Raw genomic sequence first — 21853 nt, 5'->3', positions numbered from 1 at the left:
GAAAGTGGAATGGCGGGCTTCCGCCTCCGATTAATTGATCAATGCTCAATTAATATTATTTATACAATCAATTTCCTCGCCGCACAATGGCAGCCTCCATGAAAAAGACCGCCTCCGAGCCCAAACCCAAGACCGCCGGCCGGCCCGTCGGTGGCGGCGCGCTGTCGAAGCGGCGCATTGCCGAAGCCGCCCTGGCGCACATCGACGAGTTCGGCCTCGGCGCTTTCAGCATGCGGGAAATCGCGGCGCGGCTGGGCGTCTATCCGGCCACGGTGCACTGGCATGTGAGCACGCGCGAGGCGCTGCTCGCTGAAGTGGCCGCCATGGTGATGGCCGATGTCACGCCGCCGCCCGGCAAAGAGGCCTGGCAGGAATGGATCGCGCAACTGTTCCGCCGCTGCCGCGCCGCGGTGCGCCGCCACCCGAACGTGGCGCAGTTGCTTGGCGCGCAACTGGTGTCGAACGGCAGCCTGCCCATCGAGCTGGTGGAAGGCGTGCTCGCGGCCCTGGTCGAGGCCGGATTCGAGGGACAACCGCTGCTGGAGGCCTACAACTGCGTGATTGCGGCCATGCTCGGCTTCGTGACGATGGAGTTCTCCCCCCTGCCCTCGGACAACACCCAGGCCTGGGCCGAGGAGCTGCGCGAGCGCGTCCACACCATTCGCCCGCTCGATCACCCGGTGCTCACGCGCAACCTGCCTCTCTTGGCCAACCAGGCCTTCATCGTGCGCTGGGACAACGGCAGCACCGTGCCGCTGGACAGCAGCTTCGAGCGGCATATCCAGATCGTCATCGATGGTTTGGAAGCTTTCGCGCGCAGGCTCGTACAATAGTTTCCGCTTTGCGCCACGGCGCGGAGCACCACCGCTAGGGGTGTCGAACCGGAATCCGTTCCGGGGCTGACTGAGAGAGTCCCTTTGAACCTGACTGAGGTAATCCTCGCGCAGGGAAGCTGGTCCGGCGGCCTGTCGCGTTGTCTCGCGCGATGGCTCCGCCGCCGGAGCCTCGCCCACCTGCCAAACCTTTTGCATTGGAGCAACTGGATGGCACACGACGATAGTTTTTCTTCCGCCAACGAGGCGCTGACGCCATTGCCCGCGTCTCAGCGCGTGTTCGGCTGGCACGACCACGCCTCGCTCTGGTTCAGCCTGGGCGTCGGGCTGCTGGTGATGCAGATCGGCGCCTACCTGGTGCCGGCGGTGGGCACGCGCGATGCGGCCATTGCGATCGTGCTGGGCTCGCTGCTCGGCGCGGGCCTTCTGGCCTGGACTGCGCGGCTGGGCTGCGAAACCGGCCTGGCGAGCGCCGGGCTGATGCACGCCACCTACGGCAGCGCCTTCGCGCGGCTGCCGGTGCTGCTCAACATCGTGCAGCTGGTGGGTTGGACCACCTTCGAGCTGGTGATCATGCGCGAGGGCACGCAGGCCATCGGCCAGCAGGCGTTCGGGCTCACGCTCACCGGGCCGCTGGGCGGCGCCCTTACCACCCTGCTCTGGGGCGCGGTGCTGCTGGCGCTGCTGGCGGGTTCCATGGTCAAGCTGGTGCGGCGCTTCGTCAGCCGCTTCGGCCTGCCGCTGGTGGTGCTTTCGCTGGTATGGCTCACCTGGCAGTTCGCAACGCGGCTCGAGGCAAAGGGTCTTGAAGCCTTCTGGGCCCGGCCGGGTGCCGGCGGCATGGGCATGTTCAGCGCGCTCGACCTGGTGATTGCGATGCCGGTGTCGTGGCTGCCGCTGGTGGCCGACTATGCCCGCCACGGCAAGCGCAATGCGAACGGACGGGGCGGCCTCGGCAGCGCATTCACCGGCACCTGGCTCGGCTACGCGCTGGCCAACATCTGGTGCTACGCGCTCGGCGTGATGGTGGTGAGCGTGGCGGAGCCGGGCACCGGGCTGGTCACCGCCCTGCTGCTCGCACAGGGCGGGCTGGTGGCGCTCGGCCTGATCCTGATCGACGAGCTCGACAACGCATACGGCGACGTGTACTCGGGTGCAGTGTCCACCCACAGCCTGCTGCCGCGCTGGAGCGTGCGCCGCTGGGGCCTGCTGATCGCGGCGCTGTGCACCGGGCTGGCGCTGGTGCTGCCCATGCACACGCTCGAGCCATTTTTGCTGATGCTGAGCTCGGTGTTCGTGCCGCTCTACGGCGTGATCCTGGGGCGACTGGGCACGGGCCGGGCCATAGCATCAGTCGGCAACAACCGCCGCGTCGACCTTGGTGCAGCGCTGATCTGGATTGCCGGCATTGCGGCCTATCACGCTGCCGCCAAGTGGGCGCCCCAGTTCGGCGCCGCGCTGCCGACGCTGGCAGCCACCTTCCTGCTGGCGTGGATCAGCCGGCCCAAGCCGACGCCTACAACGGCAGGCGGTGCGTCGGCACTGGCGCAAAACCGTGGTTGAGCGGACCGTGTCCCTCGCCGATGCGCACGCTCGCACCGGCGGCCATGGCGCCGAGCACGTAGGCGCGCGCGCGCTCCACGGCCTCGGGCAACGCCAAGCCCAGCGCCAGGTGCGCGGCAATGGCGGACGACAGCGTGCAGCCGGTGCCATGCAGATTGCGGCTCGCAATGCGGGCCGAGGCCAGGCGCTTGCGCATACCGCCGCGCCCCAGCAGCACGTCGACCACTTCGTCGCCGGGCAAGTGGCCGCCCTTGAGCAGCACGGCCTGCGCGCCAAGCACCAGCAGTTCTTCGGCCGCGTCGTCGAGCGCATCGATGCCGTCGATGGCATGGCCGATGAGCAGCGCAGCTTCGTCGAGATTGGGCGTGACGACCACGGCGCGCGGAAACAGCTCGCGCACCAGCACCTGCACCGTCTCGGCGGCAATCAGGCGGTCGCCGCTGGTCGCAACCATGACGGGGTCGAGCACCACGTTGGGCAGCCGGTAGTGATCGATGGCCCAAGCCACCACGTCGACCACCTCGGGCGCATGCAGCATGCCGAGCTTGACCGCATCGACGCCGATGTCTTCGACCACTGCCTGGATCTGCGCCTTGAGAAACGCCGGCGGCACGCCGTGGATGCCGGACACGCCGCGCGTGTTCTGCGCGGTGAGCGCGGTAATGGCCGTCATGCCGTAGCAGCCGAGCGCCGCGAAGGTCTTCAGGTCGGCCTGGATGCCCGCACCGCCGCCGCTGTCGGAACCGGCGATCGAGAGCACGCGCACGTAGCGCTGGGGCGCTTGGGGCGCGTTTGGGTGTGCAGCTTGGGTCATGCTGAAAATTATCGGCGACTCGCCTTGCCTTGCTCCCTCCCCTCCCGGGGGAGGGTTGGGGTGGGGGCACGCGGCGTATCCAATGGGCGCCCTGCCCGCCCCCATCCCAGCCTTCCCCCAAAGGGGGAAGGAGCAAAGCCATGAGCCTGCCGTTTCAATCGGTCGCCATCCTCGGCGCGGGGCTGATGGGGCGCTTGCTCGCGGTCACGCTGGCGCGGGCGGGTTGCAAGGTCGAGCTGTTCGAAGCAGGCCGTCCCGAGGCGGAAGGCGCGGCCGCGCGCGTCGCGGCCGCCATGCTCGCCCCGCTGGCCGAGTCGGCCGTGGCCCCGGTGTCTGTCGTGCGGATGGGCCAGTACGCGTTGAGCCGCTGGCCCGAACTGCTGGCGCCGCTGGCGCAGCCGGTGTTCTTCCAGCGCGAAGGCACGCTGGTGTTGTGGCACCGGCAAGATGCTGCCGAGGCAACGCGGCTCGCGCGCGTGCTGGCCCGCACCGGCGTCCAGGTGCCCGAACTCGCCGCGATGCAGACGCTCGACGGCTTGGGCATTGCCGCGCTGGAACCTTCGCTGGGCCAGCGCTTCGCACAAGGGCTCTTTCTTCCGGGCGAAGGCCAGCTCGACAACCGTGCATTGCTTTCCGCACTGCTCGCTACGCTGCAAACCAGCCCCGACGTGAAACTGCATTGGCAGTCGCCACGCGCACCGGAAGATTTTTCTCCGGGCGCACCGGGCCAGCCCGACTGGGTGATCGATTGCCGCGGCCTCGGCGCCAAGCCTCAATGGAATGCACTGCGCGGCGTGCGCGGCGAAGTCATTCGCGTGCATGCGCCCGAGGTGGCACTGCAGCGGCCGACCCGGCTGGTACATCCGCGCTATCCGCTCTACATCGCACCCAAGCCCGGCGGCGTGTTCGTGATTGGCGCGACCGAAATCGAATCGGACGACATGTCGCCTGCCAGCGTGCGCTCCACGCTCGAGCTGCTGAGCGCTGCCTATGCGGTGCACAGCGGCTTTGCCGAGGCCCGCATCCTGGAGATTGCAACGCAATGCCGCCCCACGTTGCCCGACAACCTGCCCGCCATTCGCCAATCGCACCCGCGCGTGCTGCAGATCAACGGCCTGTACCGCCACGGTTTCATGATCGCGCCCGCCGTGCTCGACGCCGCCATGGAGCTGCTGATGCACGGCCGCTCCGTGCTCGCGCAAAGCCTTGGCCTGGAGATTTCCGACACATGACGATCGACGTACTGATCAACGACAAGCCTTTTGCGCTGCCAGAAAGAGCCACGCTGGTGGATGCGCTCGCCGCGCTGAACGCCGTGCCGCCTTTTGCGGTGGCCGTGAACCGCGAATTCGTGCCGCGCTCCGCCTATGCGGCGCGCGCACTGCAACCCCAAGACCGCATCGAAGTGATCCGCCCCGTGACCGGCGGGTGAACAAAGCGACATAGCGACGGAGACAACACACACCATGACCACCTCTTCAATCTCTTCTGTTCCGGACGGCGATCCGCTGGTTCTCTACGGACAGACCTTTCACAGCCGCCTGCTGCTGGGCACCGCGCGCTACCCCTCGCCGGACCTGCTCGAAGCCGCCGTGAAGCGCGCCAAGCCCGCGATGCTGACGGCCTCGCTGCGGCGCCAATCCGCGAGCCCCGGCGCAAGCGACAGCGGCAACGGTTTCTGGGAACTGCTGCGCCGCCTCGCGGTGCCGGTGCTGCCCAATACCGCCGGCTGCCACAGCGTGCAAGAAGTGATTGCCACCGCGCAGATGGCGCGCGAGCTCTTCGATACGCCATGGATCAAGCTCGAACTCATCGGCGACGACTACACGCTGCAGCCGGACACGCTGAACCTTGTCGATGCCGCATCGCAGCTGATTCGCGACGGCTTCCAGGTGCTGCCCTACTGCACCGAAGACCTGGTGCTGTGCCAGCGCCTGGTCGATGTGGGCTGCCAGGCGGTCATGCCCTGGGCCGCGCCCATCGGCACCGGCCGCGGGCCGGTGAACCCCTACGCGCTGCAGTTGCTGCGCGAGCGGCTGAGCGTGCCGATGCTGGTCGATGCGGGCCTGGGCCTGCCCTCGCATGCCTGCCAGGTGATGGAATGGGGCTACGACGGCGTGCTGCTCAACACCGCGGTTGCGCTCGCGCAAGACCCGGTGTCGATGGCAGGTGCTTTTGCAGACGCGGTGCAGGCCGGCCGCGCGGCCTACCGTTCCGGCGCCATGGCCGCGCAAGACTCCGCACAGCCGAGCACGCCGGTGCTCGGTACGCCCTTCTGGCATCACACCGCATGACCGCATTGAACGACCACCGGGCGGTTGCCCACGCCATCGTCGCGGCGCACGGCTTGCGCTTCGGCGCCATCACGGCCGCGGCCGTTTCGGCCGGCAGCTTTTCGTCGGACGACCCCGTGTACCGCGGCGCCAAGCAGGCTTGCGCGGCGCTCGGCTTCATCGAGATCGACGCCGAATGCCTCGCGCTCGCATGGCAGGCACAGACAGTGCGCACCGGCGCATTCGAAGCAAGCCAATGGCCAGAGACCCCGGCCGATTTCGGCATGCGCGCGTTTCCGCCCAATGCGCGCGACGATGCCTTTGCGCCCTGCCCCGAACGGCTCGGCCTGTACGCCGTGCTGCCTGATGCGCAATGGGTCGGCCGCATGGCGCGCGCGGGCGTGCCCACCGTGCAGCTGCGCTTCAAGTCGGACGACGCGGCAATCGTCGAACGCGAAGTGCAGGCTGCGGTCGACGCCGTGCGCGGCACCGGCGCGCTGCTTTTCATCAACGACCATTGGCAGACGGCCATTGCAGCGGGTGCCTACGGCGTGCACCTTGGCCAGGAAGACCTCGATGCGCTTTCACCAGCGCAGGTGCGGCAAATACGCGATGCCGGTTTGCGCCTTGGCGTGAGCACCCACGGCTACGCCGAGATGGTGCGCGCCGACGCGGTGAGCCCGAGCTACATCGCCATGGGTGCGGTGTACCCGACCACCCTCAAGAAAATGGCGACGGCCCCACAGGGCGTGGCGCGGCTTGCAGCGTATGCGCGCCTGTTGCGCGGCTATCCGCAAGTGGGCATCGGCGGCATCGATGCGGTGCGCCTGCCTGAGGTGCTGGCCACCGGTGTCGGCTCCGTCGCCGTGGTGCGCGCGCTTGTCACCGCAGACAATCCGGAGGCCACGGCCGCTCAATGGATGGCCGCCATGAGCGCAGCCGCCGCATGAACAGAACAACAATGACCAAAAAGCAATCTCTTCTTCGCGCATGGCCGCTGTCGCCGGTTTCGCGCGCAACGGCCGCCGCCTTCCTTCTGGCGGCCGGCAGCGCGCAAGCCCAGCAGCCAACAGAGCTGCCCGCCATCACGGTCAACGAAAGCAATGCCTCGCCGCAAGCCGACGTGAGCGGCTTCGGCGACGTGCCGGTGCGCGAGCTGCCGCTCTCGGCCACCGTCATCGACAGCACGCAGCTTCGCGCGAGCGGCGCCCGCCGGCTGGCGGACCTCACGCAGTTCGATTCTTCCGTGACCGATGCCTACAACTCCGCCGGCTACTGGGACTACCTGACCGTGCGCGGCTTTGTGCTGGACAACCGCTTCAACTACCGGCGCGAGGGCCTGCCGATCAGCGCCGAGACATCGATTCCGCTCGACAACAAGGAGCGCGTTGAAATCTTGCGCGGCACCAGCGGCATCCAGGCCGGCACCAGTGCGCCGGGCGGGCTGGTCAACTACGTGGTCAAGCGGCCCACCGAGCAAGACCTGCGCACGCTGCGCCTCGAAACCACCAGCCGCGGCAGCGTGCTGGGCGCGCTCGATCTTGGCGGGCGCTTCGGTGCGAACCGCGAGTTCGGCTACCGCCTCAACGTGGTGAATGAAAACCTGAAGCCGCTCACGCACAACCTCGACGGCAACCGCAACATGTTTTCGCTGGCGGGCGACTGGCGCATCACGCGCGACTCGGTGCTCGAATTCGAGATCGAGCGCAGCCACAAGACGCAGCCGAGCCAGAACGGCTTCAGCCTGCTGGGCAACACGCTGCCCGCGCCGGTCGATCCGAAAATCAACCTCAACAACCAGCCGTGGTCGCAGCCCTCGGAGTTCAATGCGCTCACCGGCAGCGTGCGCTTCAGCCAGGCACTCAACGCCGACTGGCGCTGGAGTGCGCAAATCGGCCAGCAGCGGCTCAAGACCGATGACCGCCTGGCCTACGCCTTCGGCTGCGGCGCCGAAGGCAACTACGACCGCTACTGCTCCGACGGCACCTTCGACTTCTACGACTTTCGCAGCGAGAACGAGCGGCGCACGCAAACCGCCGGCAGCCTGAACCTCAAGGGCAACGTGATGACCGGCAGCGTGCGGCATGAGCTCGGCTTTGGCCTGCTCGCAAGCCGCGTGCGCAACCGCTTTCAGGACCAGGCCTACAACTACGTCGGCACCGGCAACATCTGGGCCACCGCCATCGTGCCGGCGGACCCGACGCTGACCGACGCCAACACCAACCGCGACGAGCGCTCGACCGAGCTTTCGGTGCAGGACGCCATTCGCTGGAACAGCCGCTTCACCACCTGGGTCGGGTTGCGCCACACGCGGCTCGACCGCGACAGCATTCGCACCGACGGCTCGCGCCCCACCGGCTACAAGGACGGCATCACCACGCCATGGGTTGCCGCCAGCTACGCCATCCAGCCCGGGCTGCTGGCATACGCAAGCTGGGGCAAGGGCGTGGAGTCGCAGGTGGTGCCGAACAAGAGCTCGCAGTACACCAACGCCGGCGAAGCGCTTCCCGCACTCACCTCCCGCCAGTGGGAGGTTGGGCTCAAGGGGGGCAGTGACGTTTTCAACTGGCAGCTTGCGTGGTTCGACATCAAGCGCCCGATGACGAACCTCGACGCCTGCAACCGGCTTGGCACCACGCCGTGCGATGGCCGCTACGACGGCAGCGCGGTGCACCGCGGGCTCGAAGCGGGCGCGCAATGGAACACGGGCCCCTGGCGCCTTGGCGGCAGCGTCACGCTCATGGATGCCAAGCGCCGCAACAGCACCGCAGAGCCCGCCGTCAACGGCCAGTGGCCCACCAACGTGCCCAAGCAGGTGCTGCGCGCGCAGGCTGCGTACCGCGTTGCATCGGTGCCCGGCCTCGAGCTGCTGGGACAGCTTTCGCATGAAGGCCGGCGCAACGTTTTGCCCGATGGTTCGATCACCCTGCCCTCATGGACCCGCGTCGATGCGGTACTGCGCTACGACACCAAACTGCGCGGCGTTCAGACCAGCTGGAGCCTTGCCGTCGACAACCTTTTCGACCGCCGCTACTGGAAAGAATCGCCCTACCAGTTCGGCCATGTGTACCTGTTTCCGGGAGCACCGCGCACGCTGCGACTTGGCCTGAGCGTGTCGCTGTGAGCGCCGCTCAAAAAATTTTCAAAAATTTATCGCGGACGTATTCGCGGGTTCGAAAGGCCCAAAAAATCACGCTATAATCTGAGGCTTGTTCCTCGATAGCTCAGTTGGTAGAGCGCCGGACTGTTAATCCGTAGGTCCCTGGTTCGAGCCCAGGTCGAGGAGCCACTAAAAAGCCGTAAAGGCCTCTGAATGCCCCGCTACTTTAAAGGTAGCGGGGCATTTACTTTTTAGGCGGTGCGTTCAAGCCAACGATGAACGCCGCATCTTGTTCCTGGCAATCTGCAGCGTCCTCGCCATTCGACGGGGTTCATGCAGCATCTTGTTGATTTCCGCGAGCCCGTCTTCGGTGATGCGCGTCACGGTCGCTGTCCGGGCAATGTGGTACTTGCCCCACGCGTCGGACGCCGGCGCGATGTCCGCTTCGACAAGCCCGGTTGCTTTCAACACGCTCACGTACTGAACATCTTCGGGTCTCGTCACCACCTTGGGCAGCAAGGCGGTCTGCAGGCTTAGCAAGTAGAACAACGGCATGGCTGAACCTCGTTGGATGCGTTTTTTTCTTCGACGCTGACACTTGCCGCATCGCTCCTTGAGAGAGAACTCGAAGGTATCGCGATGCCCTGCCCGGCCTGTCGGACGGCAGTCCTGGAGCGGGTAGGATGGGAAGAATTCACATTTTTTTGGAGTTGGTCATGAAATGCCTGCTACGCCCTTTGGCCCTTGCCGCCCTCCTGGCCGGCGGCCTGGTGGCTCCCGCCTTGGCAGACCCGCACAAAGACGAAAGCGGCCATGGCTACGGCAAGGGTCGCCACGGAAAGCGCGAACACAAGGAGGAATATTGGGACGGCCGCTGCAAGGTCGAGCGCAAGTGGGAAAAAGGCGGCGAATACAAAGAGGAGCGAAAGTGCAAGGAGCGCGCCGCGCGCCCTCGGCAATATGACGGCCCCTACTATGCGGCGCCCCAGCCGGTGGAGCCGCCCACCGTCGTCATACAGCCTCAGATCGTGATCCGGCCGTAGGCAGCCAGGCACTTGCGCGAGCAACTCGCCGTGCGCCCTCTTCATCAAGCTGCAAAAGGCAGCCCAGCGCCCGAGTCCAATCCAAAAGCGCATCGGACTCGTATCAGGGGCATGTGCACTGAAAGCAGCTTGGATCTGGCGCTAAGGATTGCGGCGCTCAACGCAGTTGCAAACCAGCTGATCGCGGAGTCCGTTTGTCTGCGCGAGCAGGCTGCCAACCTTCGATTCGAATGCACAAGAGTTCGGCGCAACGCTCGTGACCAAGGCGCGACCCCGCTGGAAGTCCCCGGGCAAAAAAAAGCCCAGCCCGAAGGCTGGGCGGAAGCCCTGACGATGTCGCCACGTCAAGGGCCCCGAGAGGAAGAACCAAGGATCGGGGCAACGGCAAAGTAGGTTTGGAGCGCCGGCCGGCTTGTCGGAATTGGCCGACTTGGGGGCCGGAGACCAGCCCGGCAATCATACTGTATGTTTGTACAGTTTTTGACTCATTCGAAGAAGCTGCTTCTTGGACGCGACCCAGCGATCGCCGGGTGCCTGCGCCACTCCGACATTGCACGCGGCTATCAACCCGGCCGGATATGCGCGGCCCATCGGATCGGTTTCAATTGCGATCCTTTATGGCCTTATTGAGCCGACGACATTCATTTGAAATCATAAGTTCGCAACCTCGATGCGAATTCGAAGCGATGCGAAGAGCAAGCTTGTCTTCGACGTGCATACGCAACTCATCCGTAGCATGTTTTAAAAGATACCGCTCGCTATAGTAATAAACCCCAAACAAAGGTCAGGGCAGCAGTATCGATCACGCATTTGCAATGCATCCATCTCCTTTTAATTATCAGACCCGGGTTGCCGCCGATGCTGGCCCTCCCCCTCGAGGGCCAGGCGGCGTCTCGCCTCCTCGGAGACAAGCTCGTGAATGGCAATTAGCCGCTCGGTATCTCATCTACCCGCATGGCGGACGCCTAAGAAACGATGGCTTTTGGATGACAACCAACTTCTACAAGTCGAAATTTAATCATGTATAAACTTAATTCTTATAGTAACTTGATATTACTATTGCCAATTTATTTGTGATTGAAATTCATTATCAATTCAACAATATGACTCCAAAATGAGACATTAACAGTTGCAACGCCTCAACCCTCTTCTAAGATTTGTTTGCAAAACGATATTTCACGATTTTGCAAAATTTGAACAGCCAAGGCCGTTCATTAACACTTTTATACGCATGGATGGGGCATATGAACAGTACTTATCGATCACTTTGGAACGAATCTTTGGGGGCCTGGGTTCCGGCGCCGGAGACCACCAGTGCTCGAGGTAAGCGCAGCGGAAGTTGCGTGGCAGGTAGCGCTGAAGCTGGCACGCAGGCACCGCGGCGCCTGCGTGCGCGGATCACGACCATGCTCATGGCGATGAGTGGACTGGGGTTGGCCTCGTTGGCGCAGGCGCAGTCTGTCACCTGCTTGCCCGCGCCTTACAACGACTACAGCGGCACCGCCTCCTGCATGGGCTATGGAGCGACCGCCGCTGGAGTCGGTGCGACGGCGCTCGGCTCTCTCGCGGCCGCCGACGTCCTTGGTGGACTTGCCGTGGGGTACACGGCCCACACGACGGCGCTGAATGCCATTGGCGTCGGCTTCGGAGCCTATGCCACTGGCGGCAACTCCATTTATTTGGGTGCCCGCACCGCCGCCGGTACAGGCGCGCTGGCTGTCGGCGCGATTGGCATCGGCACCGACGTCGCTTCTACGGGTGTCAATTCCGTTGCCATTGGCGCGGTCTCTCAAGCAACAATCGCGGGCGCGGTGGCGCTGGGCTACAACAGCCAAGCCACAGGGCTGAATGCCACGGCGGTCGGCACCAGCGCAGTTGCAAGCGACTCGGGCAACGTTGCTCTCGGAGTCGGGGCAATCGCCAGTGGACTGGAGAGCACTGCGCTCGGTTATGCAACGCGCGCCTTAGGCGTCAATTCCACAGCGGTCGGCAATCAGGTCACCGCAGCATCCGATGGCAGCATCGCAATCAGCACTAATAACTCCAAAGCTGTTGATGCAGCGTCGAAAAATGCCATCGCCATCGGTTGGGCGGCAACGGTTGCGAACGCTCCTTCAGCCATCGCACTTGGCGACACGGCCACAGCCTCTGGTCTTTATGCTACAGCGATCGGCTTTGAAGCAGTTGCAACGCAACAGGCGGCTCTGGCAATAGGCCGGGGGGCGGAGGCGCAGGCGCCAAACAGTGTGGCTCTCGGTATGCAGGCCGCTGCCACAGGCGCGACTGGATCAGTTGCGCTCGGTTCCCTCTCTACCTCGAGCGGGACCAACTCGACGGCGCTCGGCGTCGGTGCGACAGCCACGGACAACAGCGCCGTTGCCATCGGCACCGCTTCAAACGCAGCCGCGCTGCGCACTCTCGCCATTGGCAGCGGGGCAACTGCGACGGTACTGGATGGCATCGCCCAAGGTACCAGCGCCCAGGCCGGTGGCCAAAATGCCGTTGCCATAGGCTTCCAGTCGGTTGCTTCCAACACCAACTCGGTCTATCTCGGCTCGCGCACCGGGGCGGGTACGGGTGCCCTTGCGGAAAGTACCGTCGCGGTCGGCACGGACGTGACGGCATCTCAGTCTCGCGCTGTCGCCATGGGCTTCCAAAGCAAGGCGACAGCCGCCAACGCGTTGGCCGTGGGTCCCCTGGCCAGCGCCAGTGCCGACAACGCTGTGGCGATGGGCAATGGCGCGATCGCGGACTCGGCGGACGCCGTGGCGATCGGCAACGGTTCGAAGGCTACCGGCGGCAAAGCGGTGTCCATCGGTTCCGGCAACGTTGCCAGCGGCAACGGCGCGGTGGCAATCGGCGACCCGAACACCGCCACCGGCGATGGCGCAATCGCGAGCGGTTTGGACAACACGGCCACCGGCAACGGTTCCGTGGCAATGGGCAACACCAACATGGTGGGCGGTGGCGGCCAAGCGGTCGGCACTGCCGGAACGGCGGCGCAGGGCGCGGTCGGCATCGGCTACCAGAACACGGTGGTCGGCAAGGGCAGCGTTGCGATCGGCAGCACCAGCAAGGCACTGGCCGCAGGCGCGGTGGCGTTCGGCGATACGGCGCTAGCGAACAACGCTGGCGACGTGGCATTGGGTTCGAGCTCCACGACGAGCAAGGCGGTCCCCACGCTCAGTGCAGTGGTCGGTGGCACGACCTACAACTTCGCCGGTACCAATCCCCTGAGCACGGTCAGCGTTGGCGCGCTGGGTACGGAACGCACCATCACCAATGTGGCTGCCGGCAGGATCTCCGGCACCTCGACCGATGCCATCAACGGCTCGCAACTGTTCGGCACCAACCAACAGGTCACGGCGAACACGACTTCGATCACCAACCTCAACAACCAGATCGGCGACATCAACAACGGCGCAGGCATCAAGTATTTCCACGCCAACTCCACCCTCCCCGACTCCCAGGCCGTGGGTGTGAATTCCGTTGCCATTGGCCCGAATGCGGTAGCCAACAACGCCAGCGACGTGGCATTGGGCTCAGGCTCGACGACGACTGCAACAGTCCAGACCGCGAGCACCGTGATTGGCGGCACGACCTACAACTTTGCCGGAGCCACGCCGCTGAGCACCGTGAGCGTTGGCGCGGTGGGTGCCGAGCGCACCATCACCAACGTGGCAGCGGGCCGAATCTCGGGCTCCTCCACCGATGCCATCAACGGCTCGCAGCTGTTCGCCACCAACCAGCAGGTGACGGCGAACACAACGTCGATCAACAACATCAACAGCCAGATCGGCGACATCAACAACGGCGCGGGCATCAAATATTTCCACGCGAACTCCGTCCTGCCCGACTCGAAGGCCCTGGGGACCAACTCTGTCGCCATCGGGCCGAACGCGGTGGCAAACAATGCGGGCGACGTGGCGCTCGGCTCGGGCTCGACGACGACCGCGGCAGTCGGCACGGCCAGCACGGTGATCGACGGGGTTACCTACAACTTCGCCGGCACCACGCCGACGAGCACGGTGAGTGTCGGTGCTGTGGGTGCGGAGCGAACGGTCACCAATGTGGCGGCCGGCAGCATTTCCGCCACCTCGACCGACGCAATCAACGGCTCACAGTTGTTCGCCACGAACCAGTCGATCGAGAACCTGAGCAGCACGGTCACGGCCAACAAGACCCGGTACTACAGCGTCAACTCCACCGGCGGCGGTAACGAGGACAACCTTGGCGCAACCGGCGTCGACGCCATCGCGTCGGGCAAGGATGCGACGGCCACGGTCGACGGCGGCGTCGCACTCGGCTCGGGCTCGGTTTCCGACCGCTTCGTGGCGCCGTCGACCGGCAGCATTCCAGCCGGCAGCAGCCTGATCGAATACAACACCACCGACCGCACGCTGCTTGGCGCGCTCTCGGTCGGCAGCGCGACCACGTACCGCCAGATCACCAACGTGGCCGACGGCACGCAGTCGCAGGATGCAGTCACGGTGCGGCAACTCAGCGGCGCGCTGCAATCGTTCGCCGTCACGCCCATGCTGTATTTCCACGCCAACTCCACAGCTGCGGACTCGCTGGCCATTGGCGCCGAGTCGGTAGCGGTCGGGCCGCAGACGGTGGTCAACGGCAACAACGGCGTCGGCATCGGCAACGGCGCCATCGTGCAGCAAAGCGCGCCGGGCGGCATTGCCATCGGCCAGGGTGCCACTTCGCATCTGGCGGACTCGATCGCATTGGGCACCAATGCATCCGCCGCTGGGGTTCAAGGCGTGGCACTGGGCGCAGGCAGCAGCGTGACGCAAGCGGGCGGCGTGGCATTGGGCGCGGGCTCGGTGGCTTCCACCGCGGCGGGCGTGGCGGGCTTCGTGCCGCCCACGGCCACCGATGCGCAGCGCATCGCCATCGGCGCAACCACCAGCACGCTGGCGGCAGTGTCGGTGGGTGATGCGGCCAACGGGCAGTTCCGGCAGATCACCGGTGTGGCGGCGGGCACGGCCGACAGCGACGCGGTGAACGTCTCGCAGCTGCGCGGGGTGCAAGGCGTGGTGGCGGTGATCGACCAGTCGACGGTCAAGTACGACACCAACCCGGACGGCTCGATCAACTACAACAGCGTGAGCATGGGCGGCAGCGGCGCGACGGGCCCGGTGACTGTGCACAACGTGGCGCCCGGTGTGGCCGGCACCGACGCGGTCAACGTGAACCAGCTGAATGCCGGCATCGCCGGAGCCAACGCGTACACCGATGCGCGCGTCAACTCCCTGGGCGGCGAGATCCGCAGCATTGCCAAGGACGCCAGCGCCGGTGCGGCTGGTGCGATGGCAATGGCCAACATGCCGCAGGCCTACATCCCGGGCAAGAGCATGGTGTCCGCGGGTGTCGCGGGCTTCGACGGCCAGGCCGCGCTTGCCCTGGGCGTGTCGAAGCTTTCGGACAACGGCCGCTGGGTCGTCAAGTTCAGCGGCTCGGCCAACTCGCGCGGAAAGATCGGTGTGGCGGCCGGCGCGGGCTTCCATTGGTAAGCCGGCGGCATCAAAACAAAAGGAACAACATCATCATGACGAAAACGCAATTCCATCGCTTCTCCGCCGCCGCATTGGGAGCCGCCGCCATTCTGGTTCTGCAGGGCTGCAGCTCCTACGTGAGCAAGGGCATCACCGATGACGGCAAGGCCACCGAGGTGGTCTTCCCCAGCGTGGAGAACGACGCCTGGCTGAAGGAAGGCACGTTCCCCAACCTGGACAACCTGCGCGCGGTGGCGCCGGGGGTCACCAAGGACCAGCTGTACGACCTGCTCGGCCGCCCGCACTTTCGCGAAGGCGTGGCGAGCCCGCGCGAGTGGGACTACATCTTTCACTTCCGCAAGGCGGGCGGCGGCGTGACCACCTGCCAGTACAAGGTGATCTTCGACAAGGACTTCAAGGCGCAGACCTTCCACTGGCTGCCCGCCGGCTGCGGCGACGTGCTGGCGTCGCGCGCGGTGCCTGTGGCCGAACGGCCGGCCGGGGCGGCCCCGGCTGCGCCGCGCAAGGTCACGCTGGGCGCCGACGGCCTCTTCCGCTTCGACGGCAGCTCGCTGGCCGACTTGCTGCCCGAGGGCCGGCGCAAACTCGACGCCTTGGCCGGCGAGATCAAGAGCAGCGTCAAGTCGGTGGATGCTGTCAGGGTGACGGGCCATACCGACCGCTTGGGCAGCAGCACCTACAACAACGCCCTTTCACTGGCGCGTGCCAACACCGTTCGCAACTACCTGACGCAGTCCGGCGTGCCGGCGCAGAACGTGCAGGTGCAAGGCAAGGGCGAATCCGAGCCGAAGGTGCAATGCGCGCAAACCAGGCGCGCGGAGCTCATCGACTGCCTGGCGCCAAACCGCCGCGTGGAGATCGAAGTCTTTGGCGGAAGCTGAACGACCTTGCGGGCCCGGCCTGACCACGCCGGGCCCGCTGCGAGGGAAGCCCTTGGCGCGGTAGCCGCGTTACAAACAGTCGCGGCTTTGTCTGACATCTGCGATTTTGAAACAACTCGATCTTCCGTTCTCGATTAGGAGGTTGAGATGGAAGATCGCGACAAGAGAAACGGCCCGGATTCGCAAGCGACAAGGGCTCTTTGGTGGGTGATTGCCGCAATGGCCGCGGTGATCTGCACGCTTGCGCTGCTGCATCTTGCCGTGCAGCGCGAGCGCGCGGCCATGGCCGTCGGCCAGGTCGATTTTCAGCTGCTGCCCGAGGCCGTTGCCGAAGCCTGGAGGGCTACCCCACCCCTCTTGAATCCTGACAGCGCGCCCGCATCATTGATCCCATCAAAAAAACCGGAGGAAGATGATGTCGAGGTCTTCGGATGCGCGCGCCCTCTCGAAGCTCGCCTGGGAGGCGGCGTGGGAACGTCTTGGCAATGCGCTGCAGCCACCGCCGGGCTATCCGGAGCCGACGGCGGAGCAGCTTCAGGAGTGCTTTCGGGTGGCGCAGGAGCAGCTTGAAAACCTGCGCGAGGCCTATGACATCGCACCCCCACGCAAGCCGTGAAGCCGGCCAAAGCCTTCGCGCACGCGAAATATCGCAAAAAGAGGGTATTTCCCAGAGTGCGAGTCAGCCGCTAAACAGTAACGCCGCGTACATTACCGCCAATGTACTATCGGCTTGGTCCATGCACTTGAATTCTTTACTCTTGGTTGCGCTGCTTCTTGTTGCAAGCGGTTTGTTCTGGTGGTGGGCCTTTGGCGGAGGCCTCTTCGCTCTGATCTCCGTCGCGGTGATCGGCGTGGGGGCCGTGCTCTACCTGGCCATGCGCGGGGACAAGGGCATCAAGGACGAGCTCGACGCGCAAGTGCCCCAAAAAGACGCGGGCAACAAAGAGTCCTGAAGCGCGCCCGCCGCGCGGCGCCAGCAGCCTCCGCGGCTTGCGCGTCAGCGCAAGGCAAACGCCAGCGTCACGGCGCCCAGCGCCAGCAGCGCAAGCCCGGCAATGAATACCACCTCGCCCCAGGCTTCGAGGCGGGCTCCCGATTTGCGCGACCGCATCGAGATGAACGACAGCAGCGCGCTGGCCAAAAAGACCAGCGCGTCGATGGCCAGCATGCGGTCGATGACCAGCCGCAGGTCGTCGCGGGGGCCCAGGTGGCCGATCGACATCACGGTCATGCACACGCCGATCATGGTGGCCGACGTGGGCAGGATGTGGGCCGAAAGGCCGCCGATGGATGAGCTCATGTTGTGCGCAAAAGCGTGACGGCGCACCTCAGCCGATGCGAACCGGCACGAAGATCTTGTCTTCGCCGCGCTGGATCAAAAGCGCAACCGACTTGTCGGCCTTGGCCACCACTTCGCGCACCTGCTCCAGGCTCTTGGCGGGCGTGCCGTTGATGGCCAGCAGCACATCGCCCGCCTGCACACCGGCAATGGCCGATGGCCCCGCGACGTCTTCGACCAGCAGGCCGTTCTCGATGGCGGCTTCGCGCTTTTCCTGCGGCTGCAAGGGGCGCAGCGCAAGGCCGAGCTTGCCCTGCCCCACGGCGCTGTCGGCCTTTGCGACCTGCACGGGCTTGTCGCTCGCATCGCCCAGCCTGGCGGAGAGCTCCTGGCGCTCGCCCTGGCGCCACACTTCGAGCGTGACCTTCTTGCCGGGCGTCTGTTGACCGATCACAGCGGGCAGGTCGCCCGACGAGACGATGGGCTGGCCGTCGACCTTGCGAATCACGTCGCCCGCCTTCAGGCCGGCCTTGTCGCCGGGGCCGCCCTTCTCGATGTTGGAGACCAGCGCGCCTTCGGGCTTGTCGAGCTTGAACGAATCGGCGAAGGCCTGGTTCACCTCCTGCACCGCCACGCCCAGCCGCGCATGCGTGGCCTTGCCGGTGGCAACGATCTGGTCCTTTACCTGCACGGCCACATCGATGGGAATGGCGAACGACACGCCCTGGTAGCCGCCGCTGCGGCTGTAGATCTGCGAGTTGATGCCGACCACCTCGCCGCGCGTGTTGAGCAGCGGCCCGCCCGAGTTGCCGGGGTTCACGGCCACGTCGGTCTGGATGAACGGCACGTAGCTGTCGTCGGGCAGCGAGCGGCCCTTGGCGCTCACGACGCCGGCAGTCACCGTGCTCTCGAAGCCGAACGGCGACCCGATGGCCAGCACCCATTCGCCGACCTTCAGGTCCTTGGTGTTGCCCAGCGCAAGCGTGGGCAGGTTCTTCGCGTCGATCTTGAGCACCGCGATGTCGGTCTTGGCGTCGGCGCCGAGCACCTTGGCGCGATATTCGCGGCGGTCGGTCAGCTTGACGGTGACCTCCTTCGCGCCCTTCACGACGTGCGCGTTGGTCATGATGAGACCGTCGGGGCTCACGATGAAGCCCGAGCCCTGCGCCCGCACCGGCACGTCGCGCTGCTGGCCACGCGGGCCCATCTGGCCCTGGAAGCGGCGGAAGAACTGGAACATCGGGTCGTCCGGGTCGATGCCCTGCATCTCGGCCGCGGCCTCGGCGTCCGACTCCTTGGCGGTACCGGTCACGCTGATGTTGACCACCGCGGGGCCGTCTCGCGTGGTGATGGTGGAAAAGTCGGGCAGCGTGACCATTGCGGGGGCGGCGGCAACGGGCGTGGCGTTGGTCGGGGCGCTCACGGCACTGGTGTAGGCGCCGGCACCAACGGCGCCGATCATCCCGGCGGTCGCCAGGGCAAGAACCAGGGCGGAGGGAGAAGTCAGGCGGGTGTTCATTTCTAGCTTTCCTTTCAATGCGTCTGCACGCAAACACGATGAGAGGAATGTCGGCCCGTTGACTTAAGCGCGCCTTAAAGCGCGGCTCGAATTCGAGAAGAGCTCAGGCCTTGGCCGGAAAGCGCACAAGTACCCGCAGGCCGCCCAGGCTCGGTGACGCAGCGAGCGCCACCGTGGCGCCGTGCAGGTCGGCAATCGACTTGACGATGGCCAGGCCGAGCCCACTGCCCGGCGCCTGCGGCTCGCCCGACCGATAGAAGCGGTCGAGCACCCGCCCGCGCTCCTCCTCGGGCAGGCCGGGTCCGCTGTCGTCCACGCTGAGCTCCACGCCGCCGCCTTGGGCCGCGATGCCCACGTCGACGCGCCCGCCTTCGGGCGTGTACTTCACGGCGTTGTCGACCAGGTTGCGCAGCAACATGCGCAGCGCCTCGGGCTGGCCTTTCACCACGGCGGCGTCGTCCGCATGCGAGATGCCGATGTCGATACGCCGTAACTGCGCCGCCGCGACCGTGTCCGAAATGGCCAGCCGCGCGGTTTCGGCAAGGTCGACCGGTTCGGGCTTTGCGCCCGCGGCCATGCTGGCCTCGTGCCGCGCCAGTGCGAGCATCTGTTCGACCAGCCGCGTGGCGCGGTCGATGCCCGCGACCAGCCGGCTCACGGCCACGTCGCGCGCCGCGGCATCGGGCGCGCGCTGCAGGCCTTGCACCTGCAGCTTCAAGGCGGCGAGCGGCGAACGCAGCTCGTGCGCGGCATCGGCGACGAAGTGCTTCTGCGCATCGAAGGCGTGGCGAACCCGGTCGAACAGCAGGTTGAGTTCCTGCACCAGCGGGCGCACTTCGTCGGGCAGGCCTTCTTCGCTCACGGCGGAAAGATCGTCGGCTTGCCGCGATGCAACCTGTTTCCTCACGCGTGCCACGGGCGCGAGCGACAGGCTCACCACCCACCACACGATGAGCATGAGCAGCGGCGCCATGAGCGCCACGGGCGCGATGGTGCGCAGGGCCAGCGCGCCGGCCATGTTGCGCCGCGCCGCCATGTCTTGCGCCACCTGGATGACCAGCCCGCTGGTCTGCATGGAGAACACGCGGTAGGTGGTGCCGCGCGCACGCACGTCGGCAAAGCCCAGCACCGCCAGTTGCGGCAGCGCAGCCTGCTCGGCCGATTCGAAAATGCGCACGCCGTCGGCCGTCCACACCTGCACCACAAACTCGAAGTTCTGCTCGCCGCTGCCTATGCCGCCCACCGCCGCGCTGGGCGGCAGGCCGGCGCGCAGCGAAAGCGCCATCTGCTGCATGTGATAGTCGAAGATGTCGTCGGCCTCCTTCAGCACCGTGCGGTAGGCCACCACCGCCTGCGCCCCGGCGGCCAGCACAATGGCAGCAAGCAGAAACCAGAGCAGGCGCGCGCGCAGCGACCCCGTCAGCGCGCGGATCATGCCTTGGGCACCATATAGCCGACGCCGCGCACATTGCGGATCAGTTCGGCGCCCAGCTTCTTGCGCAGGCCGTGTACATACACCTCGACGGCGTTGCTGCTGATCTCGTCCTTCCAGCTGTAGAGCTTTTCTTCGAGTTGCGCGCGCGACAGCACCATGCCGGGCCGCGCGATCAGCGGTTCGAGCACCGCCCATTCCCGGGCCGAAAGTATCACCGGCTGGCCCGCCACCGAGACCTCGCGAGTGGCGGGATTGATGCTCACCCCCATGTGCTCGTACACCGGCTCGGCACGCCCGGCTGCGCGGCGCAGCAGTGCCCGGATGCGTGCCAGCAGTTCGTCCAGGTCGTAGGGCTTGAGCACGTAGTCGTCGGCGCCCGCGTCGAGCCCTTCGATGCGTTGCTGCACGGAGTCGCGCGCGGTGGCAATCAGCACGGGCATGCGCTGCTTGCGGGCGCGCAGGCTGCGCAGCACCTCGAGCCCGTCGCGGCGGGGCACGCCCAGGTCGAGCAACACCAGGTCGTATTGCTGGGTGCGCAATGCGGACTCGGCCGCCTCGCCGTCTTTCACCCAGTCCACGGCGTATTGCTCGGCGCGCAGCAGATCGAGCACAGCTTCGCCGATCATCACGTCGTCTTCCAGAAGCAGCAGTCGCATGGTTGTTGTGTTCCGTTTCGGGGTTCGAGGCAGCGGCGGCGCGGAAAGTTCAGGCTACAGCAGCGACCTGACCTCGCGCGCGGCCTCGAAGAGCAACGGGAGCATCTCGCGCTGGAGCGTTTCTTCCTGGTAGCGCGTGCCGGAGAGCACCACATTGAGCGCTGCCACGGTGTGGCCCTGCATGTCGCGCAGCGGCACCGCGAGCGCCTGCACGCCCAACTCATGTTCTTCGCTGGCAAAGCAGTAGTCGTTCTTGCGCGTTCGCGAAATCAGCTGGCGCAGACTGCGGGCCTGAGTGGTGGTGTGCGGCGTGAGCCGTGCGAGGTGGCGACCCTTGAGCCACTGCGTGAGCTGGGCGGGCGCCATGGCTGCAAGCAGCACCCGCCCGGTGGAGGTGGCGTGCGCCGGCAGGCGGGCGCCAAGGTGCAAGCCGTACGCCAGCACCCGGGTTGGCGTGCCGTAGCTGCCGCTGCGCGCGATGATGACCACCTCCTCGCCGTCGAGCACCACGGCCGAGAACGATTCCCCGGTTTGTGCCGCAAGGCGGTTGAGCGTGGGCTGCAGCGCACGCGGCAGGCGCGACGAAGCAAGGTAGCTTCCCGAAAAGCGCAGCACCTTGGGCGCCATCCAGAAATAGCTGCCGTCCGTCTCCAGATAGCCCAGGTGGGCCAGCGTCAGCAGGTGGCGGCGCGCGGCGGCCCGCGTGAGGCCGGCGCGCTCTGCGGCCAGGGTGGCGTTGAGGCGCTGGCGCTCGGTATCGAAGCTTTCGAGCACGGCCATGCCCTTGGCAATGCCCTCGATGAAGTCGGCTTTGGCGATGGTCATCTGGTCGAAGTGAGAAGTGTTGCGCGATCATCGCGCAGCCGCTCGCATGATCGCACAGAGCCTCGCCAAGCGCCGCGCCAGCATGCCGCGCACGCCCTACGCTCCGG

Annotated in this window: 19 protein-coding genes, 1 tRNA gene and 1 riboswitch; of the genes, 13 read left to right on the top strand and 7 right to left on the bottom strand. The window is 65.9% G+C overall.

All coding sequences use genetic code 11. From position 1 onward, the window contains the following. Positions 1-98: 98 nt before the first annotated feature. Positions 99-833 (top strand): TetR/AcrR family transcriptional regulator, encoded by a 735-nt coding sequence (locus tag V9K97_RS01880; protein WP_337315950.1) that lies wholly within the window; start codon positions 99-101, stop codon positions 831-833. A 26-nt stretch (positions 834-859) separates the two neighbouring features. Further along, a riboswitch (TPP riboswitch) is annotated at positions 860-967 on the top strand. A 76-nt stretch (positions 968-1043) separates the two neighbouring features. Continuing rightward, positions 1044-2396, top strand: coding sequence for a purine-cytosine permease family protein (locus V9K97_RS01875; protein ID WP_337315949.1), 1353 nt, complete (start codon positions 1044-1046; stop codon positions 2394-2396). Here the strand turns inward: V9K97_RS01875 and thiD are convergent. Beyond that, positions 2350-3210 carry a bifunctional hydroxymethylpyrimidine kinase/phosphomethylpyrimidine kinase gene (gene thiD, locus V9K97_RS01870; protein WP_337315948.1) on the bottom strand — a complete coding sequence of 287 codons (861 nt, stop codon included), beginning with the start codon at positions 3208-3210 and terminating at the stop codon, positions 2350-2352. The genes V9K97_RS01875 and thiD overlap by 47 nt on opposite strands. Before the next feature lie 140 nt (positions 3211-3350). Between thiD and V9K97_RS01865 the strand changes: the two genes are divergently transcribed. The 6 genes from V9K97_RS01865 (at position 3351) to V9K97_RS01840 (ending at position 8772) form a co-directional block, all read left to right on the top strand. Then, a complete protein-coding gene (locus tag V9K97_RS01865) occupies positions 3351-4442 on the top strand; it encodes an FAD-dependent oxidoreductase (RefSeq protein WP_337315947.1) in 1092 nt (363 codons plus the stop codon). Further along, positions 4439-4642 carry a sulfur carrier protein ThiS gene (gene thiS / locus V9K97_RS01860; protein WP_337315946.1) on the top strand — a complete coding sequence of 68 codons (204 nt, stop codon included), beginning with the start codon at positions 4439-4441 and terminating at the stop codon, positions 4640-4642. The genes V9K97_RS01865 and thiS overlap by 4 nt, the downstream gene beginning before the upstream one ends. Positions 4643-4676: 34 nt before the next feature. After that, positions 4677-5504: a thiazole synthase gene (locus tag V9K97_RS01855; protein WP_337315945.1), complete on the top strand. Its 828-nt coding sequence runs from the start codon at positions 4677-4679 to the stop codon at positions 5502-5504. Beyond that, complete coding sequence (gene thiE / locus V9K97_RS01850) at positions 5501-6433, top strand: thiamine phosphate synthase (protein WP_337315944.1); 933 nt, start codon at positions 5501-5503, stop codon at positions 6431-6433. The genes V9K97_RS01855 and thiE overlap by 4 nt, the downstream gene beginning before the upstream one ends. A gap of 11 nt (positions 6434-6444) precedes the next feature. Beyond that, the gene (locus tag V9K97_RS01845) at positions 6445-8607 is read left to right on the top strand and encodes a TonB-dependent siderophore receptor (RefSeq protein WP_337315943.1); all 2163 of its coding nucleotides are present in this window, start codon (positions 6445-6447) and stop codon (positions 8605-8607) included. An 89-nt stretch (positions 8608-8696) separates the two neighbouring features. Beyond that, a tRNA-Asn gene (locus V9K97_RS01840) sits at positions 8697-8772 on the top strand. Positions 8773-8847: 75 nt separating this feature from the next. Here V9K97_RS01840 and V9K97_RS01835 read toward each other — a convergent pair. After that, positions 8848-9138: a hypothetical protein gene (locus V9K97_RS01835; RefSeq protein WP_258505997.1), complete on the bottom strand. Its 291-nt coding sequence runs from the start codon at positions 9136-9138 to the stop codon at positions 8848-8850. Between the two features lie 128 nt (positions 9139-9266). Here V9K97_RS01835 and V9K97_RS01830 point away from each other — a divergent pair, with 128 nt between their 5' ends. From V9K97_RS01830 to V9K97_RS01795, 5 genes are all read left to right on the top strand, one after another. Beyond that, a complete protein-coding gene (locus V9K97_RS01830; protein WP_337315942.1) occupies positions 9267-9626 on the top strand; it encodes a hypothetical protein in 360 nt (119 codons plus the stop codon). Between the two features lie 1244 nt (positions 9627-10870). After that, entirely contained in the window at positions 10871-15148 is a 4278-nt protein-coding gene (locus tag V9K97_RS01810; RefSeq protein ID WP_443302354.1) for a YadA-like family protein, read from the top strand. 35 nt (positions 15149-15183) lie between these two features. Continuing rightward, positions 15184-16032 (top strand): OmpA family protein, encoded by an 849-nt coding sequence (locus V9K97_RS01805; protein WP_337315941.1) that lies wholly within the window; start codon positions 15184-15186, stop codon positions 16030-16032. Between the two features lie 147 nt (positions 16033-16179). Further along, positions 16180-16602, top strand: a complete 423-nt coding sequence (locus V9K97_RS01800; protein ID WP_337315940.1) for a hypothetical protein — start codon at positions 16180-16182, stop codon at positions 16600-16602. 167 nt (positions 16603-16769) lie between these two features. Next, complete coding sequence (locus V9K97_RS01795; protein ID WP_337315939.1) at positions 16770-16985, top strand: hypothetical protein; 216 nt, start codon at positions 16770-16772, stop codon at positions 16983-16985. Positions 16986-17029: 44 nt separating this feature from the next. Here the strand turns inward: V9K97_RS01795 and V9K97_RS01790 are convergent, their stop codons facing one another. From V9K97_RS01790 to V9K97_RS01770, 5 genes are all read right to left on the bottom strand, one after another. Next, positions 17030-17332 carry a hypothetical protein gene (locus tag V9K97_RS01790; protein WP_258505991.1) on the bottom strand — a complete coding sequence of 101 codons (303 nt, stop codon included), beginning with the start codon at positions 17330-17332 and terminating at the stop codon, positions 17030-17032. 28 nt (positions 17333-17360) lie between these two features. After that, positions 17361-18830 (bottom strand): DegQ family serine endoprotease, encoded by a 1470-nt coding sequence (locus tag V9K97_RS01785; RefSeq protein WP_337315938.1) that lies wholly within the window; start codon positions 18828-18830, stop codon positions 17361-17363. A 103-nt stretch (positions 18831-18933) separates the two neighbouring features. Further along, complete coding sequence (locus V9K97_RS01780; RefSeq protein WP_337315937.1) at positions 18934-20265, bottom strand: ATP-binding protein; 1332 nt, start codon at positions 20263-20265, stop codon at positions 18934-18936. Then, a complete protein-coding gene (locus V9K97_RS01775; RefSeq protein WP_126746463.1) occupies positions 20262-20921 on the bottom strand; it encodes a response regulator in 660 nt (219 codons plus the stop codon). Before V9K97_RS01775 ends, V9K97_RS01780 begins: the two co-directional genes overlap by 4 nt. A 54-nt stretch (positions 20922-20975) precedes the next feature. Continuing rightward, positions 20976-21746, bottom strand: a complete 771-nt coding sequence (locus tag V9K97_RS01770) for an IclR family transcriptional regulator domain-containing protein (protein WP_126746464.1) — start codon at positions 21744-21746, stop codon at positions 20976-20978. Positions 21747-21853 lie beyond the last annotated feature (107 nt).

Source organism: Variovorax sp. CCNWLW186, assembly GCF_037203865.1.
GTDB lineage: Bacteria > Pseudomonadota > Gammaproteobacteria > Burkholderiales > Burkholderiaceae_C > Variovorax.
The sequence above is the reverse complement of the archived record's forward strand: the minus strand, read 5'-3'. Positions and strand labels throughout refer to the sequence as shown.

Bases quoted from the DNA above. Each gene is read 5' to 3' on its own strand.
- V9K97_RS01880 (WP_337315950.1), top strand. From the start codon at position 99: ATGAAAAAGACCGCCTCCGAGCCCAAACCCAAGACCGCCGGCCGGCCC.
- V9K97_RS01875 (WP_337315949.1), top strand. From the start codon at position 1,044: ATGGCACACGACGATAGTTTTTCTTCCGCCAACGAGGCGCTGACGCCA.
- thiD (WP_337315948.1), bottom strand. From the start codon at position 3,210: ATGACCCAAGCTGCACACCCAAACGCGCCCCAAGCGCCCCAGCGCTAC.
- V9K97_RS01865 (WP_337315947.1), top strand. From the start codon at position 3,351: ATGAGCCTGCCGTTTCAATCGGTCGCCATCCTCGGCGCGGGGCTGATG.
- thiS (WP_337315946.1), top strand. From the start codon at position 4,439: ATGACGATCGACGTACTGATCAACGACAAGCCTTTTGCGCTGCCAGAA.
- V9K97_RS01855 (WP_337315945.1), top strand. From the start codon at position 4,677: ATGACCACCTCTTCAATCTCTTCTGTTCCGGACGGCGATCCGCTGGTT.
- thiE (WP_337315944.1), top strand. From the start codon at position 5,501: ATGACCGCATTGAACGACCACCGGGCGGTTGCCCACGCCATCGTCGCG.
- V9K97_RS01845 (WP_337315943.1), top strand. From the start codon at position 6,445: ATGACCAAAAAGCAATCTCTTCTTCGCGCATGGCCGCTGTCGCCGGTT.
- V9K97_RS01835 (WP_258505997.1), bottom strand. From the start codon at position 9,138: ATGCCGTTGTTCTACTTGCTAAGCCTGCAGACCGCCTTGCTGCCCAAG.
- V9K97_RS01830 (WP_337315942.1), top strand. From the start codon at position 9,267: ATGGGAAGAATTCACATTTTTTTGGAGTTGGTCATGAAATGCCTGCTA.
- V9K97_RS01810 (WP_443302354.1), top strand. From the start codon at position 10,871: ATGAACAGTACTTATCGATCACTTTGGAACGAATCTTTGGGGGCCTGG.
- V9K97_RS01805 (WP_337315941.1), top strand. From the start codon at position 15,184: ATGACGAAAACGCAATTCCATCGCTTCTCCGCCGCCGCATTGGGAGCC.
- V9K97_RS01800 (WP_337315940.1), top strand. From the start codon at position 16,180: ATGGAAGATCGCGACAAGAGAAACGGCCCGGATTCGCAAGCGACAAGG.
- V9K97_RS01795 (WP_337315939.1), top strand. From the start codon at position 16,770: ATGCACTTGAATTCTTTACTCTTGGTTGCGCTGCTTCTTGTTGCAAGC.
- V9K97_RS01790 (WP_258505991.1), bottom strand. From the start codon at position 17,332: ATGAGCTCATCCATCGGCGGCCTTTCGGCCCACATCCTGCCCACGTCG.
- V9K97_RS01785 (WP_337315938.1), bottom strand. From the start codon at position 18,830: ATGAACACCCGCCTGACTTCTCCCTCCGCCCTGGTTCTTGCCCTGGCG.
- V9K97_RS01780 (WP_337315937.1), bottom strand. From the start codon at position 20,265: ATGATCCGCGCGCTGACGGGGTCGCTGCGCGCGCGCCTGCTCTGGTTT.
- V9K97_RS01775 (WP_126746463.1), bottom strand. From the start codon at position 20,921: ATGCGACTGCTGCTTCTGGAAGACGACGTGATGATCGGCGAAGCTGTG.
- V9K97_RS01770 (WP_126746464.1), bottom strand. From the start codon at position 21,746: ATGACCATCGCCAAAGCCGACTTCATCGAGGGCATTGCCAAGGGCATG.